This window comes from Nocardia sp. NPDC059154 (genome assembly GCF_042755705.1).
GTDB lineage: Bacteria > Actinomycetota > Actinomycetes > Mycobacteriales > Mycobacteriaceae > Nocardia.
This window is the reverse complement of record NZ_JBHZCS010000005.1, coordinates 159,377-177,156: the sequence shown is the minus strand read 5'-3', so window position 1 is coordinate 177,156 and position 17,780 is coordinate 159,377. Positions and strand designations below refer to the sequence as shown.

The window sequence follows — 17,780 nt, the reverse complement described above, 5'->3', positions numbered from 1 at the left end:
CCCGACGAGAAAGGGTGAGGACCGACAACGGTCCTCACCTTTGTCGTCGGCATCGTCCGGCCGTCGCGCTCATGACGTTTGATCACCGCCCTTGCGTTCCCGAAAGAGCTTGTACACCGCGATGGCGTCATCGCGCGGCTGGTAGCGCATGGGCAGACGCCGCTGGTCCCAGGGCTTGGCGATCTCACCGTAGAAAGTACTGGGTTCGAAGTACTTGTCGTTTCCGCCGGCCAGATATGGCGCGCAATCCTCGCGAGTGGCCAGAAAAACGACCTGATCGGGCGCGCAGTGATACAGCGCCGCCAGACACATCGGGCACGGATGGGCGATGGCGTACACCGTGCATCCGGTCAGGTACTCCGTGCCCAGCTTCCGGCACGCCTCGCGGATGGCGCGAATCTCCGCGTGGTCGGTCGGGTCGTGAGTAGCCTGGACGCAATTCCTGCCTTCGGCGAGGATTTCACCGTCCTTGACGACGACGGTCCCGAACGGCAGTCCGCCCTCGGCGACGCTGGTACGCGCGATCTCGATGGTGCGCTGCACGAAATCCCTGGTCGAATCCGTCATCAGCCGACCGATTCCGGGCGAATCACCGCGCCCGCGGCAACGTCTTCCATCCGCGCCGGGCCGGTTCCCTTGGCCGGGTCCGTCTTCCACGGCCAATCGTTGGAATGGAAGGGCGCCAGAGTCGGCAGCAATGCCTTCTTGCCCCGTTCGGCCATCTCCCGCTCGATGGCCGCCCGGCCGCCACCGCCGAGCAGTTCGACATCCATGAGGAAGTAGTCGCGGAAGAAGACCATGCCGAGCGAACGGTCGGCGACGATGCGGCCGAGCACGTCGAGCATCTTCTCGGGTGTGGTCTCGAATTCCGGTGTCTCGACGAGCAGCAACCGGTCACCCATCGTCTCGGTGCCCATGAACTGGACGAGAATGCTGTACAGGATGTTGTTCTGCCGTGCGATGTACAACGAATTACTGACCGCGTAGGTGCGCTCCCAGTCCGTGCCGAGTTGCTCCTTCCACCCTTCGATGACGTTCATCCAATGGCCCACCTGGGCGCCCGAGCCGATGCCGATCGACTTGGCCGAATACGGTACGACGCCGCGGATGTACTTCTCGACTTCGTCGTAGCTGTAACCACCCTGCGCGAGGCACTCGTCCATGAAGGTCAGATTGCGCTGCAGAATGGCCCGGAGGAGGGAGCGATCGTCCTCGGAGATATCCAGGGCGTCAAGGCCTTCGAGGGCCGGCCGATGCTGCGCCCGATACATCTCGAGCGGGGCTCGCCACAGCTGATTCGCGTATGCATCGAACAGGTACGGTGAGACGATCTCGTAGATGGCCATCGTGCTGTGGCCCACCGACTTCGCCAGCTGGTACACGATCGGCACCGGCGGCGCGTATTCGGGCTCCCGGCCGGGCCGGTAGAGGATCATCTGCCCGCCTTCGCCGGTGAACAGCGCCAGGATGATGGGCACCTGGTCGCGCATGTTCTGCTTGAATTTCACCAGGGATGTTTCGTAGAGCTGCAACATCGACTCGTTCAACGCGAGGACCGCGTGCTCGGCGACGGTGCGCGCACTCGCGGGCGGCTCGTCGGCGACGACCGGGCGCATGAATTCCGGGACTGCGTGGCCATTGGATTCGGCCATAACGATCACTCCTCCTTCTCACGGCAATTTCCAGAACACGACGGTCACCAGCCAGAACACGACCGCCCAGAACACCATCACCGCGGCAATCAACAGAGCGCCCCGCATATTGGTCGCCGTGGTCGGCGCTTCGGGGTCCGGGTGCAGCCACCGTTCGAGCAATGGATTCACATAGAAAGGCATCGTCACGAAGGTCATGACGAAGCTGGACAACAGGTTTCCGATCGCCATGCCCAGCCACAGCGGGAGCCGCGCCCAAGCCAGCGCCAAGGTGAGCAGCACGACCGTCGGATACAGGCCGACCCACACCGCGATCGACGTCTTCGTCCGCGACGGCGTCCGCGCCCGGCCCCCATGTTCGTCGAATGCGAACCAGCTGCCGAACGAGTTGTCGATCGTGCGTAATCGAAAGTCGCTGAACCGCTTCCCTTCGTCGAGCAACTGCCGGCGCTCGGCCGAGGTCAGCCACCCGTCCAGGTCAGCGGCGGTGTCGTAGCGGTAGAGCATGGTCCACTCGTCCTGCACGCCCTCGATCGGCCGGAAGATCTCGGCACCGCGGAAGCCCGGAAACTTGTTCTCCGCCAACCGAAGTCGCTCCTGCCAGGCCAGGAACTCGTCGATGTGCTCAGGCGGGACCCGATGGGTCACCACGGCCGTGACGAGGGTGTCGGGGGGCGCGGCCCCGCCCGTCACGATCTGCTGCGTGGGTGCGCCGTCGAGGTAGCGCCGTCCTTCGGCGAGCCGGTCCTGACGCGTGGCACTGTTGATCCACGCGCGCAGATTCGGGATCGAGTCGAAGCGGTAGATCACCGACCATTGCGGCTGCACGGCTGTCGGCGGGTTGACCTCGGCGGCGATGAATCCCGGATAGTGCGACGCCATGCTGTTCAGCCCGTGCTGCCAGGAGAGGAAAGCTTTTTCGCAGCCGGGCCGGACCGTTTCGCCGATGATGACGGTGGCGGCGTTGATGGCCGACTGCTCGCGGGTCATCGATGTCTCCGGCACTCAGCCGGTCGAGGTCAACCGGACCGGTTGCCGGGACCTGAAGATGCGGTCGGGAGTGAGCGGCAGCTCGCGATATCGGACGCCGGTCGCGTCATATACCGCGTTCGCCAGTGCCGGTGCGACCGGGTTGATGCAGCACTCGGCAATCCCCTTGGACCGCGCCGGACCCACCGAGTCGGTCGAGCCGACCAGGATCACCTCGGTGCGCGGAGTGTCGGCGTAGGTCGGTATGCGGTAGTTGCGCAGCGTCGGATTGGTCATGACGCCGTTTTCGTCGACGAGATAGTTTTCGGTCAGCACGAAGCCGAGTCCTTGTGCCACACCGCCTTCGATCTGACCGCGCACCTGTGCCGGGTTGATGACCACTCCGGCGTCGGTGGCCTGCACGCTGTAGAGGATGCGGATCTCACCGGTCACGCGATGCACCGCGACTCGGAAGGCCTGCGTGTTGTAGGCGAGGCTGCGCGGCGACCCGTACGCCTTGCGTGATTCGGTCAACCGCGTACCCCGGCGGCGGGCGGCCGCCGCCAATTCGGTCAATCCGATGCGGGTGTCGCCACAGCGCACGGCATCGTCATCCATGACGCACGCGGCCAAGTCGACCCCGGTATGCGTGGCGGCGAAGCGCAGAATCCGGTCGCGCAACGCGGCGGACGTCCGCTGCACCGCATTGCCGGCCACGAACAGACCCGCGCTCGCGAATGCGCCGGTGTCGAAACCCGTGCGGTCGGTGTCGGCCTGGACGAGCCGGATCCGTGCCGGCGTGGTGCCCAGCTCGGCCGCGGCGATCTGCACGTGCGCCGTCGGTGTCCCCTCACCGAATTCCACAGTGCCCACGGCGATCTCATAGATGCCGTCGTCGCCGAGGGTGGCCAGCCCGACCGAGACATGTTCGGTCGGCGGTGCGGTTTCGTGCATCGACGCGGCTGTGCCGGTGCCGATCTGCCAGTCCTCCCCCAGCGCCTGCCCGTCGGGGTGGGCACGCAGCGCGGCGTCGACCCGGTCGATGCACGCGGCCAGTCCATCCTCCGTGAACGCTACGTCGTTGGCCTCGTCCTCGATCGACAGCAACGCGTCACCGGGCCGAACGATATTGCGGCGGCGCAACTCCAGCGGATCCATGCCGAGGGCGACGGCCAGCTCGTGCATCGCCGACTCCACCGCGAAGACCGGCTGGGTCATGCCGTAACCGCGCAGTGCACCACTGGGCACGGTGTTGGTGTAGACCGAGTAGCCGTCGAATTTCTTGTTGGGACAGCGGTACGCCGCGATCGCGCCGCCTCCGGCGAACAACGTCTCGCCGGCGTGATTGCCGTAGGCACCGGTATTGGAGACATTGCGGAACTCGAAAGCGGTCAGTGTTCCGTCGGACCGCGCCCCCAGCTTCACCGTGATCTTCATCGGATGTCGCGGTGAGGCAGTGGTGAACTCCTCCTCGCGCGTGTATTCCAGACACGTCGGCCGGCCGGTGTCCAGCGTCGCCAGCGCCACCAGATCTTCGCTGATCACTTCCTGCTTACCGCCGAAGGCGCCGCCGACGCGCTTGCAGAACACCCGAATCTGATCGGGTCGCAGGTCGAACAGGTGGGCCAGCTTCCCCTTCGCGATCCACGGCGATTGCGAACTGGTCCGCACGTGCAGCCGGCCCGCTTCCATCCAGGCGATCGATCCGTGCGTCTCCAGATGGGCATGCTGCACCCGCGGTGAGAAGTACGTGCCTTCGTGAATTACGTCGGCTGCGGCGAATCCCTGTGCGACATCGCCGATTTCGCCGTGTAACTCGACGAGGATGTTGTGCACGGGGTCCTGCACGAACGGGTCGTGGGATTCGTGCAGCTGCGGCGCACCGGATTGCATCGCCTGCTCGGGATCGAATACCGCCGGCAGCACCTCGTAATCGACGTCGACCTTGCGACAGCCCTCCTCCGCGGCACCGATCGATTCGGCCAGCACCGCGACCACCCGTTGGCCGGCGAAGCGCACCACGTTGTCCAGGATGTAGGTGTCGTCGGGGTCGACGAGATGATCGGTGTGGATCGCGGTGGAGAACAGCCTCCGGGGCACGTCTTCCCACGTGTACACGCGGTGCACTCCGGGCACGGCCAGCGCCGCGGACTTGTCGATGGAGACGATGCGCGCATGGGCATGGGGTGAGTGCAGCACCTTCAGATGGAGCATCCCGGGCAGCTCGGTGTCCATCGTGTACTCGGCGCGCCCGGTCACCACGTCGGCCCCGGCCGGCGTACCGACACTGGTGCCGATCGCCCGGCCCGGTGCGGCGACTTCGATGCCGGCCACGCCGTTGATCGCGTCCTCGATTGCCCGATAGCCGGTGCAGCGGCACAGGTTTCCCTTCAACGCGTGCGGCAGGTCCTGCTTCTGCTCGTCGGTGAGGGCGGATGCCGTCATGATCATCCCGGCTGTGCAGAAGCCGCACTGGAATCCCGGGGCCTCGAGAAACTGCCGCTGCATCGGGTGCATGTCCTCGGGTGAACCGAGCCCCTCGATCGTCGTGACCTCATGGCCGTCGGCACGGAACGCCGGCGTGAGGCAACTGTGCACCGGACGACCGTCGAGCCAGACCGTGCATGCGCCGCAGTCACCGGCGTCGCACCCCTTCTTCACCCCGAACCAGCCCAGCTGACGCAGGAAAGTCCGCAGGCACTGACCGGGGGGCGGCTCTTGGGAGAACGTCTTCCCGTTGACGACATAGCTCATCGCAAGCCTCCGGATTTCACCGCAAGCCGCCAAGTTCGACCCGGATCTCCTCGGCGTAGTGCTTGGCCAGGTGCTTACGGTGACCCGGCGTGCCGTTGGGGTCGGCGAACCAGACATCGGCATGTATCGCGTCGATGTGGTCCTGCAGGGTGTCGGCATCGGGCACGGTGTCGAACCGCAGCACAACCGGGTGCGTGGTGCCCGCCGTGATGGTGAGCAACAGATCACGGGTGCCAGGTGTCTGGGTCGCGACCATGAATATTGTGGAACGGCCGAGCTTGGTCAGGGTGAATCGCCGGTGCGTGTGGCGCTTGCGCAGAGCGTCACCGGGAATGTGCACACTTCGCAGGATTTCCCCGGGCCACAGCGCATTTCGATGGTTGCCGAGGACGAAATCCTTCGCCGCGATCGTTCTCTCGGTTCCGTCCGCGGCCCACACGCGATAGGTCGCCTCGAGCGCCACGGTCAGAGTGATCATCGGTCCGGCCGGCAGGGACATACAGATATTGCCGCCCACCGTCGCGGCATTCCAGATCTTGAACGACGCCAGGAAGGCTTCACAGCTGGTGCGCAGCAAGCTGCCGGCCGGCCGACCGGCCGGCGGTACGAACTCGTGCAGCTCCCTGATCGTGCACGTCGCGCCGATCTCGAGGCCCTCGCCGTCGGCCACCAGGTGAGGCCAGCCGAGTTCGGTGAGGTCGACCAGCCTGTGGACGTTCGGCTGCGGCTCGGAGAACAGCCACGTGCCCCCGGCCAGCCACGCGTCTCCGGTGTGCCAGTCCGCACCCGGCCGGTCGGAAGGTGGGCGGAGGACGTCGACGACGGTGTTCAGATCCATACGAGCCCTCCGCCGACACGCCGTCAGGCGCTGCTGAACAGACTGACCGTAGAGTTCCGGGTCGATTCTGGAAACTCTTCTCACACGGGTTCACCGAGTGATTTGTTCGCAATGAATCATGATCGCGTTTTCCCAGACTGACATTGAGCGGGAGATACTGTCAATATCCGTGGATGGTTGATCACCAGGCGACCTCCGCCGCGCAACGATATGCGCTGACGGCGGGTTGACCTGGATCTTTCGTGGAGCTGACGCATCGGCCAGACCGGGTTCGGATCGGTGTTCCGCGACCGGCCGCCGGGTTCCACGGGCGGCCCGCGTCATGATCACACAGGGCAAGCCTCCGCACGCATGCAATGAGTTCGCATGCCAGGCAGACGATTTCGATCCGCGCGGTTCCCCGGTGCCGCCGCACCGGGATTCGATCCCGAAACGACAGCAGGTGGAGAGCGGGATTCGCTCTCCACCTGCTTGTTTGGAGCCGCCTGGGGGAATCGAACCCCCGACCTTTTCATTACGAGTGAAGCGCTCTACCGACTGAGCTAAGGCGGCGTGCCTTCCGGCGGTGCGAGTCTATCGTCTCGCGCCCGAATCGCGAAAACGGGAGCTCGCGGTGATCGGGGACACGCCCGGGTCAGGCGGAACGGGCCGCGATCAGGGCCGCGGCCATGGCGGCGAGGGCGAAGCGCGGCTTCACATTGGTCTCGAGGGCCTCGCGGCAGTCGAGCACCGCCTGGATGGAGAGCAGCAGGCCCTCGGGGCGGACATCGGTCGCGAGTTCGCGGATCTGGTCGGCCATGTCCGGGTGGGTGAGGGTCACGCCGGAGGAGGAATCCGCGGTGGCCGCGCCGAATCGGACCGCGAGCGCGTCCCGGTACAGGCCCGCGACATCGATCAGGGCCCGGTCCAGGGCATCGCGCCCGGTGCGGGTGGCCCGCGACTTCTGGCGTTTCTCCAGGTCTTTCAGCGCACCGGCGGAACCGCGGGTCGCCGAGGCGGTGCCCTTACCCGTGCCGCCCGCGCCCAGCGCGGTGGCCAGTTCCTCGCGTTCCTTCCCGTCGCGCTCGGCACTGACCTGCTTGGCCTCGTCATCGGCGGACTTCACCAGTTCGTCGGCGGCCGCATACGCCGCTGCGGGCCGGGCGGTCGCCGTGACCAGCGCGAGGGCTCGTTTGCGCCGGGCCCGGGCCTGGTCGTCGGTGGCCAGCCGCCGGGCGCGCCCGACATGTCCACCGCTGATCGAGGCCGCCCAGCCGGCGGTCTTCTGGTCCAGCCCGTCCCGCTCGTGCAGCACCCGCGCGATCGAATCCACCGACGGCGTCGCCAAATGCACGTGCCTGCACCGGGATCGCAGCGTCACCGAAATGTCCTCGGGATCCACCGACGGCGCGCACAGCAGGAACACCGTGCGCTCCGGCGGCTCCTCCACCACCTTGAGCAGCACATTGCCCGCCGCCTCGGTCAACCGGTCGGCGTCCTCGACCACAACCACCTGCCAGCGCCCGGTGCTCGGCCGCCGCGACGCCACCTGCACGATCTCGCGCATCTCCTTGGTTCCGATGCTCAAACCCTCCGGCACCACCCGCCGCACATCGCCGTGTGTCCCGGCCATGGTGGTCGTGCACGCGTGACACCGCCCGCATCCGGGCGTCCCCTCGTCCGTGCACTGCAGCGCCGCCGCGAAGCACAGCGCCGCGACCGACCGCCCCGATCCGGGCGGCCCGGTGAACAACCACGAATGCGTCATGGCCGACGACGATCCGGCCCCACCCCGCGCCGCCACCGCCGCAGCCGTCAACTCGGACTCGACCGCACCCTGGCCGACCAGCCGATCGAAGACACCCGCCACGCCGACCACCTTAGCCGCCGCCCCCGACAGCCCGGCCGGGAGTCAGTTCGCGCGCTGATATGTCGTGTTCGCGCCGTCCAGGGCCTCGCGGATGATGTCCGCGTGCCCGGAGTGGTGCGCGATCTCCCGGAAGATGTGCAGCAGGATGTAGCGCACGGTGAGCCACTGCCGCTCCGGCGCCCAGGGCGCGGTCGGCGTCGGCACCGAATCCTCGAGGTTGGGTAGCTCGCGGATCAGCTTGCCGGTGTGCTCGGCCACCACCTCCCACTCGGCCAGCAGGCCAGCGACCGTCTGTTCCGGATCCAGCCGATACTCGGAATCCATTCGGGAGACATCGAATTCGGAGTTCGGGTCGCGCTCGACAAGGATGGTGGTCCAGTGCCGCTCGATATTCACCGCATGGCTGAGCAGACCGCCGAGGGTGAGTTCACTGACCGTGGTGCGCTGGCGCGCCTGCTCGTCGTCGATGCCGCGGACGGTGATCCGGAACAGCTCGCGCTGGCTGTCCAGGATCTTGATCAGTTCTTCACGCTCGTGGTCGACGGTCATCGAATGTCCTTCCGCTGGTGCGTGTTCCGGATTACACGCTACGGCAGGCCACCGACAGACACACCGGCCGAAAAGCAAAGCGCCCCCGTCGTGAGGGGCGCTTCGATCAGGTCAGGACTGCGAGGCCGCGGTCTTCTTCGCCGCCGCCTTCTTGGCCGGGGTCTTCTTGGCCGCCGCTGCCTTCTTGGTGGTGACGCCGTCAGCCGTCTTGGCCGCCGCCTTCTTCGCCGCCGCCTTCTTGACCACGGTCTTGGCCACCGCGGTCTTCTTCGCGGCCGCCTTCTTGGCGGTCTTCTTCGCGGCCTTCTTCACCGGCCCGCGCGCCCGCCGGTCCGCCAGCAGCTCCGAAGCCCGTGCGTCGGTGATGGATTCGACCTCGTCGCCCTTGCGCAGGCTGGCGTTGGTCTCACCGTCGGTGACATACGGGCCGAACCGCCCGTCCTTGATCACCATCGGCTTCTCCGACACCGGGTCCACACCCAGCTCGCGCAGCGGCGGCGCACTGGCCGACTGCCCGCCGCGCCGCTTGGGCTCGGCGTAGATCTTGAGCGCGTCCTCCAGCGTCACCGTGAAGATCTGATCCTCACCGGTGAGCGAGCGTGAGTCCGTGCCCTTCTTCAGATACGGCCCGTATCGCCCGTTCTGCGCGGTGATCTCGTCCCCGGAGGACGGGTCCACACCCACCACGCGCGGCAGCGACAGCAGCTTGAGCGCGTCGTCCAGGGTCACCGACTCCACGCTCATGGACTTGAACAGCGACCCGGTGCGCGGCTTCGGCTTGTCGGCCGCCTTCTTGGCGGTCTTCTTCGCAGTGGTGTCCAGATCCTCCGCAGGCTCCGGCAGGATCTCGGTGACGTAGGGGCCGAAACGTCCCTCCTTGGCGACGATTTCGTGCCCGGTCGCCGGATCGGTGCCCAGCGAGCGACCTTCCTGCGGAGTCGCGAACAGCTTCTCCGCGACCTCGGGCGACAGCTCGTCCGGCGGCAGATCGTCGGGCAGGTTGGCCCGCTGCGACACCGGACTCCCGTCCGGGTCATCGGGATTGACGACCATGCGCTCCAGGTACGGCCCGAACTTGCCGACCCGGACCACCACATCGCGGCCCTCGTCATCGCTGAAGAGCTTGATGGAGTTGACTTCTCGCGCGTCGATGCCGTCGAGTCGTTCGCCCACCATCCTTTTCAGGCCGCCCGACCGCGCCACCGAACCCTCGGCACCGTGATCGCCACCGAAATAGAAGGAGGACAACCAGTTTCCGCGCTGCTCGCGGCCACCGGCGATGGCGTCGAGATCGTCCTCCATGGCGGCGGTGAAGTCGAAGTCCACCAGCCGCCCGAAGTGCTCCTCCAGCAGCCCGATCACCGCGAACGCCACCCACGACGGCACCAGCGCGCTCCCGCGCTTGTACACGTAGCCGCGGTCGAGAATCGTCTTGATGATCGAGGAATAGGTGGAAGGACGGCCGATGCCGAGATCTTCCAACGCCTTGATCAGCGAAGCTTCGGTGAAGCGTGCGGGCGGATTGGTGGTGTGCCCGTCCGGCTCGAGCTCGACGGCCGTCACGCCCTGGCCCTCGGTCAGCGCCGGCAGCCGCGATTCGGCGTCGTCGGACTGGCCGCCCGCCTCCTCGTCGACACTCTCCACATACGCCTTGAGGAATCCCGGGAAGGTGATCGTCCGGCCGGACGCCGAAAACACGCACTCCTCACCGCTATTCGCGATGCCGGTAATGCGCACCGTCAGCGTGGTGCCGCGCGCGTCCTGCATCTGCGAGGCCACCGTGCGCTGCCAGATCAGCTCGTACAAACGGAATTCGTCGCCGTCGAGCTTGGCGTGCAACTGTCCCGGTGTGGCGAAGGTGTCGCCTGCGGGACGAATGGCCTCGTGCGCCTCCTGCGCATTCTTGACCTTGCGGGTGTACTGCCGCGGTGTGGGACTCACGTATTCCGCGCCGTACAACTGCGTGGCCTGCGCCCGGGCCGCCTGAATCGCCGACTCCGACAAAGTCGTCGAGTCGGTACGCATATAAGTGATGTAACCGTTCTCGTACAACCGCTGCGCCACCCGCATGGTGCGCTCGGAGGTGAAACGCAGCTTGCGCGCGGCCTCCTGCTGCAGCGTCGAGGTCATGAACGGCGCGTACGGCTTTCGCGTGTACGGCTTGGATTCCACCGAGGAAACCGTGAAGTCCACGCCGTGCAGCGATTCCGCAAGCCGCTGCGCATAGCCGGCGTCGAGTACGACGACACCCTGTGATTTCAGCTGTCCGTCGGATCCGAAATCGCGACCGGTCGCCACGCGAGCGCCCTCGACACTGACCAGCCGCGCACCGAAGACCCGCGGATTCCCGCGGTCCTCCTGCCCGCGCCCGCCCGCGTCCAGCTTGGCCGCGATATCCCAGTACTCCGCGGACCGGAACGCCATGCGCTCCCGCTCGCGCTGCACGATGACGCGCGTCGCCACCGACTGCACCCGGCCCGCCGACAGCCGCGGCATGACCTTCTTCCACAGCACCGGCGAGACCTCGTAGCCGTAGAGCCGGTCCAGGATGCGCCGCGTCTCCTGCGCGTCGACCAGATCCTTGTCCAGCTCACGGGTATCGGCCGCGGCGGCCTGAATGGCGGGCTCGGTGATCTCGTGGAACACCATGCGCCGAACCGGCACCTTGGGCTTGAGCGTCTCCAGCAGGTGCCAGGCGATGGCCTCGCCCTCGCGGTCGGGGTCGGTGGCGAGGTAGAGCTCGTCGGCATCGGCCAGCAGGCTCTTCAGCTCACTGACCTTCCCCTTCTTATCGGGGCTGACCACATAAATGGGCTCGAAATCGTGATCGACATCCACGCCGAGCCGAGCCCACTGCTGTCCTTTGTATTTGGCGGGCACATCCGCCGCACCCCGCGGCAGGTCCCGAATATGACCGACCGAGGCCTCCACGACATAGCCGCGGCCCAGGTAGGGGGCGATCTTCTTGGCCTTCGTCGGCGACTCGACAATCACGAGACGACGCAGGGAACGGCCCTGGTCGGGCGCTGCCTGGGGGTTCGGCGCTGCACCGCGGTCTCGTGTTGCCACCGGCGAACACACCTTTCATCTCGATCCGCGTCGGCGCTGGTGTACGCGCTCTACGCGGCTGGGGCAAACGGCCGCGATGTCCGATATCGCTGCCAGCAACGTTTATACCGTGTTCGAAGGCCGTGGCTGGTGCACGGCGACGATGTAGCCCCTGATCGTGATCGAGTGTAATGGGTCCAGATATGGGTCGTCCCCCACCGCCGGGGGCGATGGGGGACGGAACCTGAGGGGTTGGCTCGCTCAGGAGAGCGCGCGAACACCAGTGGCCTGCGGGCCCTTGGTGCCCTGGCCAACCTCGAACTCGACCTTCTGGTTCTCCTCGAGGGTGCGGAAGCCCGACCCCTGGATCTCGGAGTAGTGGACGAAGACGTCAGCGGAGCCGTCCTCGGGCGCGATGAAGCCGAACCCCTTCTCCGCGTTGAACCACTTCACAGTTCCCTGTGCCATTCTGTTCCTTCTCTTTCCATACCGGAACGGCGGACAACTGGGTTCATCCACCGGGTCCGTTGAGACCGCTGTACTCTGTTCCCCCTGCAGGAAAGCACCTAGTACACCGTTCGCAACATCGATCCTGCTGATGGTTTGGACTTTCGATCCGTTCCCTCGAACACAGAAGCTTGCGACCAGGAACCAGTGAACCATGTCTTCCGGGAATTCAACAGCGGAGTTACCCACAATTTGCAAAAAAGTTGATCTTGCGAATGCGCAGGTGAGGGGCATAATGCCCAAATCCGTACTTGAAGTTGGTTTGCTTCCGGATAACAGAGCGAGTATCTGGCAAACGGGGTGTGAGGCAGGTCGCTACTCTGCAGTGAAATGGCAGGTGAGGCCGCGGGCGCACACACGTTTCGCACCCATTGGGCGTGTCGCGGTGACGCTTCGATGAATGGCGGGGATCCGATGCGTCGATCCGGAGACAACAGCGACATCAGCTACGGGAGATCGTTGCTGAATCGTGTCCTTAACAGCCCTCTTTCGGGTGACCCCCGACTCACCCATGTCAGCGAGCTACCGCCGCGCGCGGCGCAGATCACGAAATGGCCCGAATGGACATCTCCGGATGTCATCGCCGCAGTTCAGGCGGCCGGAGTCGCGGAGCCGTGGAGCCACCAGAGCCGGGCCGCGGAATTGGCCGCGGCGGGGCGGCACGTGGTGGTGTCGACCGGGACGGCGTCCGGGAAATCGCTGGCGTATCAGCTGCCGGTTTTGACCGCGCTGCAACAGGATCCGCGGGCCACGGCGCTCTATCTGTCGCCGACCAAAGCGCTGGGGGCCGATCAGCTGCGCATGGTCAACGAGCTGACCAGCGAAGATCCGCTGCGCACCATTCATCCCGCGCCGTATGACGGCGATACGCCGGCGGAAATCCGGCAGTGGGTGCGGGCGCACGCGCGATGGGTGTTCACCAATCCGGACATGCTGCACGTCGGAATGCTGCGGTCTCATCAGCGGTGGGCGCGATTGTTGCGTCAGCTCAAATACATCGTGGTCGACGAATGTCATATCTATCGCGGGGTTTTCGGCTCGCACGTGGCGCTGGTGCTGCGCCGGTTACGGCGACTCGCCGAGCGCTACGGAGCGGATCCGGTTTTCGTGCTGTGCTCGGCGACCACGGCCGATCCGGCGGCCACCGCCGAAAAGCTGATCGGCGCACCGTGTGTCGCGGTCACCGACGACGGGTCGCCGCAGGGCGCGCGGACCGTGGCGCTGTGGGAGCCGCCGCTGCTCGGCAGTGGCGTGACCGGGGAAAACGGTGCGGCGGTGCGGCGTTCGGCCGGGGCCGAGGCCGCCACCGTGATGGCGGATCTGGTGGTCGAGGGGGCACGCACGCTGACCTTCGTGCGGTCGCGGCGCAGCGCCGAACTGGTCGCCATGGACACGCGGCGGCTGCTGGCGGAGGTGGATGCCGAGCTCCCCGGGCGTGTCGCGGCCTATCGGGCCGGGTACCTGGCCGAGGACCGGCGGGCGCTGGAGGCGGCGCTCTCGGACGGCTCGCTGCTGGGCGCGGCCACCACGAATGCCCTGGAACTGGGCGTGGATATCGCCGGGCTGGATGCCGTTGTGGTGGCGGGATATCCGGGGACGGTCGCCTCGTTCTGGCAGCAGGCCGGGCGCGCCGGGCGGCGCACCCAGGGGTCGCTGGTGCTGCTCATCGCGCGGGACGACCCGCTGGACACCTACCTCGTGCATCACCCGCAGGCGCTGCTCGGGCGGCCCCTGGAAGCCACCATCACCGACCCGCACAACCCGTACGTGCTCGGGCCGCATCTGCTGTGCGCGGCCATGGAACAGCCGCTCAGCGATGCGGAAGTGCATGCCTTCCAGGCCTGGGAACTGCTGTCCGACCTGGCCGAACAGGGTTTGATCCGGCGGCGCGCGGGCGTGGCGCGGGACGGGTCGGCGCGCTGGTTCGTGACCGCCGACGCACATCCGCACGACGCGGTGGACGTGCGCGGCGGCATCGGCACGGCGGTGGCGGTGGTGGACGGCGAGTCGGGCCGCATGCTGGGCACCACCGACGCCGGGCGCGCTCCGGCCACCCTGCATCCGGGCGCGGTGCACCTGCATCAGGGGGAGAGCTACGTGGTCGACGAGCTGGACCTCGAGGAGGGCGTCGCCCTGGTGCACGCCGACACACCGGGGTGGAGCACCAGTGCGCGGGTGGTCACCTCGCTGGAGATCGAGGCGGTGACCGAGGAGCGCCGATGCGGCTCGGTCACAACGGCTTTGGCGCAGGTACTGGTGACCCGGCAGGTGGTCGCGTACCTGCGCCGGCTGCCCAGCGGCGAGGTGCTGGACCTGGTGCCGCTGGACCTGCCGGCGCAGACGCTGCCCACCCGGGCCGTGTTCTACACGGTCACGCCGGACCTGCTGGCCCGGGCCGGGATCGACGCCCGACACGCCGCGGGCGCGCTGCACGCGGCCGAACACGCCGCGATCGGCATGCTGCCGCTGGTGGCGACCTGCGATCGGTGGGATATCGGCGGCGTGTCGACCGCCGAACACGCTGATACCGGGCTGCCCACGGTCTTCGTCTACGACGGGCATCCGGGCGGGGCGGGCTTCGCCGAGCGTGGCTTCGTCCGGCTGCGGCACTGGCTGACGGCCACGCTGGGCGCCATCGAGTCCTGCGCGTGCGCGCACGGGTGCCCGTCCTGCGTGCAGTCACCCAAGTGCGGCAACGGCAACAACCCGCTGGACAAGGCCGGTGCGGCCCGGCTACTGCGGGCGGTACTGGCCGAACTCGGGGAAGATGACGACCGCTCTCCCGAACCGTGACACGGCCGTCTCCGCCGTGAGACCGGAGCGCCACACGACCAACCGGTCGGCCTTGTCAGCTGGCTGATATCGGGCGGAATCCGGATGCTGAGGGGTGGCCGCGACACGCCGGACACCCAAGTCGATTAAAAAGGGATGCTATCCTGTTAACTGCGGGATTGCTCCGTTCGATAATGTCGCTCCCGGATTTACCTGTGCATTCATTCGAATGAGTCTCCGGGAACGAATTGGAAAGCAATCGATACCCAATCTATTCACCTCTCGCATTCATCGAATTTCGACATTGATCGACCATCGATGTGGCCCGCGCCATCACATTTATAACCAACCGCTCGGTACGAGATATTGCCTCGCTACCTCGGCTCGTCCGCCGGGCCCGCCCGCGCGGCCGCGCGCACATCCCGCTCCCCCAGCGGGCCCAGCGATACCCGCCCGGCAACCGTCACCGTCACGTCCCAGCCCAGCACCACGCATCCGGCCGGTCGCACGCCCATCCGGCCGGCGACGTCCGCGGCCCGGCCGCACGCGGCGGAGACGCCGCCATCCAGCGCACCGGCCGCGGCCAGCGCACTCAGATCCGCGGCGGCCTGCACCCGGTGCCGGGCCGCCACCGCCACTCCGACCTGGGCAATCAGGACCGCGACCGCCAGCAGGCCGACCAGGGCCAGGCACGCGGTGACGGTCACGCCACCCGCCTCGCTCCCGGACCGATCCACGGTCGTGCGCCTCATCGGGATGCTCCGGGTTCCCGCGCCGCCACCGCCGCCGCGTGCAGGGTGACCGGAACAAGGGTGGCGCGGGCACTCACCTCGGCCACGACCAGGTCACCCTCGGTGCGGACGACGACCCGGGCACCGGGCGGTGCGACCCGGCGGGCGGTGGCGACTGCGACGTCGGTGTCACCGCGAGCCGCGAGACGGGCCGCCTCGCGGGCGGCATCGACACAACGCACCTGCGCCGATACCGCCAGCAGGGCGCCGACGCCCAGGACCAGGACCGCGACGAGGGCGGCCAGCGCTATGGCCGCCTCCACGGTCGCCATGCCCGCCTCGGCATGGTGAGGTGGTGTGGCATACGTCACTTGACGGGAGTCTTCAGCGCCTTGTCGATGATGTTGGTCAGGGCGCTCACAATGCTGTCTCCGGTGACGACGGTGTACAGCACCGCCCCGAAGGCGGCGGCCGCGATCGTCCCGATCGCGTATTCGGCGGTGCTCATCCCGTGGTCCGCGGTCACGGCGTGCAGCAGCCGGGTCCGCAGTCCCCAGAGCAGGTTTCGAACGGTCGTTCCCATGCTCGCTCCTTCCCTCACCCCGGCACGGCGGATCCGCACCGGCACAGTCGTGAACCTCGCGGCCCCCGGCGGTCACAGCAGACCGCCTTCCAGCACCCGGCCCGCCAGACCGATCACCACCGGGACGATTCCCAGGCACAGGAAGGCGGGCAGGAAGCAGAGGCCGAGCGGGCCGCCGATCAGCACCCCGGCCCGCTCGGCACGGGCCGCGGCCACATCCTCGAGCTCGCCCCGGCGGCGCTCCGCCAATTCGGCCACGGCCGTGGCCAATCCGGTTCCCGAGCGCGCCGAGCGGCGGGCCAGCCGCGCCAGCGCCGTCACCGTCTCCTCGGCGGAGCCGGCCGTGGCCTGCTCCCACGCGGTGGCCGGATCCGCGCCCAGCGCCAGCAGGTCGGCAACCCGGCGCAGAGCAGAGGCCAGTGGATCGGGAGCCTCGGATGCGACCGCCGCGGCAGCGGCGGCGGTGGGCAGCCCGGCGCGCAGGCACGCCGCCAGCAGATCGAGGGCGGAGGCGACCCCGAGCGGATCCGGCTCGGCCCGGAACTCCGGTTGCGGCAGTGGATTACCGTGCACCGGGTCCTGCAGTCGGCGCAGCCTGCGGACCGCACCGGTCCGGCCCGGCAGCATGAGCACCGCGATAGCGGCCAGCACCGCGGCCACGGACGGAGTCATCGCAGCACCTTGTCGGTGATGGCATCGGCCCACAGCAGACCGGCGCAGGTCAGGGCGGACCCCAGGGGCAGCAGCAGCGTGCCCGCCGGGGACAGCAACAGCACACGCAGCGGGGACGCACCCATCAGCTCGCCCAGGCCGAGGCCGAGCAGGGGCAGCAGGGCCAGCACCACGGCGGTCGCCCGGGCCCCGGCCAGCGCCGCGGACGTGCGGTCGCGGAAGCGCTTGCGGCCCAGCAGATCCGAACGCGCGGTGGCCAGCAGCTCGGCCAGGGCGAGCCCGTGCCGCTCGGCCACCCGCCAGGCCCCGGCCACTCGGGACAGTTCCCGCGCCACCACCGAGCCGTGACGCCGCAGGCCCTCCGCGCCGGACCCGCCCAACCGGCTCCGCGCCGCGCTGACCGCGAAGGCCCGTGCCACGTCGCCCGCGGTCTCGCGGGCCGCCACCTGGGCCGCGGCGCTCGGATGTGCGCCGATCCGCAGCTCCCCGACTACCGCCTCCAGCCCCTCGAGCAGCTGTGCGATCTCGATGCCCCGCTGCCGTTCTCGCCTCATGCGGCGGCACCGAATCAGGACGGTGGCCGCCAGCAGTACCGCGGCCACCACCGGACCGGGGCCGATGAAGAGCATCAGGGGCACCGCCGACAACGGCGCAATGCGAATCATCCAGCTGCGCCTGGCCTTTCGCCCGCACTCACGAAACTTGAACAGCCGAGACATGCGCCGCCGAGCCATCGGCGGAGGCACCACGAGCAGCGCCAGCGCGAGGCAGACCGATGCGAGCGCGTGCGGGCCGAAGCCGAATCCCATCAGTCACCTCCGGACTGCTTCGTGCCCGGATCATCTTCGGCGCCAAC

At 67.7% G+C, this 17,780-nt stretch carries 15 protein-coding genes and 1 tRNA gene; 1 reads left to right on the top strand and 15 read right to left on the bottom strand.

Translation table 11 applies throughout. The annotated features are described in order from the left end of the window. Positions 1–69: 69 nt before the first annotated feature. From ACFXN1_RS07145 to ACFXN1_RS07100, 10 genes are all read right to left on the bottom strand, one after another. Positions 70–567 carry a nucleoside deaminase gene (locus tag ACFXN1_RS07145; RefSeq protein ID WP_379393493.1) on the bottom strand — a complete coding sequence of 166 codons (498 nt, stop codon included), beginning with the start codon at positions 565–567 and terminating at the stop codon, positions 70–72. Then, positions 567–1,652, bottom strand: a complete 1,086-nt coding sequence (locus ACFXN1_RS07140) for a hypothetical protein (protein ID WP_379435547.1) — start codon at positions 1,650–1,652, stop codon at positions 567–569. The genes ACFXN1_RS07145 and ACFXN1_RS07140 overlap by 1 nt, the downstream gene beginning before the upstream one ends. 18 nt (positions 1,653–1,670) lie before the next feature. Next, a complete protein-coding gene (locus ACFXN1_RS07135) occupies positions 1,671–2,642 on the bottom strand; it encodes an antibiotic biosynthesis monooxygenase (RefSeq protein ID WP_379435549.1) in 972 nt (323 codons plus the stop codon). Between the two features lie 15 nt (positions 2,643–2,657). Further along, positions 2,658–5,375, bottom strand: a complete 2,718-nt coding sequence (locus ACFXN1_RS07130; protein WP_379435550.1) for a molybdopterin-dependent oxidoreductase — start codon at positions 5,373–5,375, stop codon at positions 2,658–2,660. A 16-nt stretch (positions 5,376–5,391) separates the two neighbouring features. Continuing rightward, positions 5,392–6,213, bottom strand: a complete 822-nt coding sequence (locus tag ACFXN1_RS07125) for an FAD binding domain-containing protein (RefSeq protein ID WP_379435552.1) — start codon at positions 6,211–6,213, stop codon at positions 5,392–5,394. Positions 6,214–6,689: 476 nt separating this feature from the next. Next, positions 6,690–6,765, bottom strand: a tRNA-Thr gene (locus ACFXN1_RS07120). Between the two features lie 82 nt (positions 6,766–6,847). Then, on the bottom strand, positions 6,848–8,062 hold the full coding sequence (locus ACFXN1_RS07115) for a DNA polymerase III subunit delta' (protein ID WP_379393447.1): 1,215 nt from the start codon (positions 8,060–8,062) through the stop codon (positions 6,848–6,850). Positions 8,063–8,104: 42 nt separating this feature from the next. Next, positions 8,105–8,611, bottom strand: a complete 507-nt coding sequence (locus tag ACFXN1_RS07110; RefSeq protein ID WP_354831537.1) for a DinB family protein — start codon at positions 8,609–8,611, stop codon at positions 8,105–8,107. Positions 8,612–8,722: 111 nt separating this feature from the next. Further along, on the bottom strand, positions 8,723–11,605 hold the full coding sequence (topA, locus tag ACFXN1_RS07105) for a type I DNA topoisomerase (protein WP_379435577.1): 2,883 nt from the start codon (positions 11,603–11,605) through the stop codon (positions 8,723–8,725). A gap of 315 nt (positions 11,606–11,920) precedes the next feature. Further along, positions 11,921–12,127 (bottom strand): cold-shock protein, encoded by a 207-nt coding sequence (locus ACFXN1_RS07100; RefSeq protein ID WP_011206895.1) that lies wholly within the window; start codon positions 12,125–12,127, stop codon positions 11,921–11,923. A 435-nt stretch (positions 12,128–12,562) separates the two neighbouring features. Between ACFXN1_RS07100 and ACFXN1_RS07095 the strand changes: the two genes are divergently transcribed. Further along, a complete protein-coding gene (locus ACFXN1_RS07095; RefSeq protein ID WP_379435554.1) occupies positions 12,563–14,959 on the top strand; it encodes a DEAD/DEAH box helicase in 2,397 nt (798 codons plus the stop codon). A gap of 353 nt (positions 14,960–15,312) precedes the next feature. Here ACFXN1_RS07095 and ACFXN1_RS07090 read toward each other — a convergent pair whose 3' ends face one another. The 5 genes from ACFXN1_RS07090 to ACFXN1_RS07070 form a co-directional block, all read right to left on the bottom strand. Beyond that, on the bottom strand, positions 15,313–15,690 hold the full coding sequence (locus tag ACFXN1_RS07090; RefSeq protein ID WP_379393441.1) for an Rv3654c family TadE-like protein: 378 nt from the start codon (positions 15,688–15,690) through the stop codon (positions 15,313–15,315). Then, positions 15,687–16,001 (bottom strand): TadE family type IV pilus minor pilin, encoded by a 315-nt coding sequence (locus tag ACFXN1_RS07085; protein WP_379435579.1) that lies wholly within the window; start codon positions 15,999–16,001, stop codon positions 15,687–15,689. Before ACFXN1_RS07085 ends, ACFXN1_RS07090 begins: the two co-directional genes overlap by 4 nt. 35 nt (positions 16,002–16,036) lie before the next feature. Further along, a complete protein-coding gene (locus ACFXN1_RS07080; RefSeq protein WP_379393439.1) occupies positions 16,037–16,252 on the bottom strand; it encodes a DUF4244 domain-containing protein in 216 nt (71 codons plus the stop codon). Between the two features lie 72 nt (positions 16,253–16,324). Then, positions 16,325–16,924: a type II secretion system F family protein gene (locus ACFXN1_RS07075; RefSeq protein ID WP_379435556.1), complete on the bottom strand. Its 600-nt coding sequence runs from the start codon at positions 16,922–16,924 to the stop codon at positions 16,325–16,327. Then, positions 16,921–17,733, bottom strand: coding sequence for a type II secretion system F family protein (locus tag ACFXN1_RS07070; protein WP_379435557.1), 813 nt, complete (start codon positions 17,731–17,733; stop codon positions 16,921–16,923). Before ACFXN1_RS07070 ends, ACFXN1_RS07075 begins: the two co-directional genes overlap by 4 nt. Positions 17,734–17,780 lie beyond the last annotated feature (47 nt).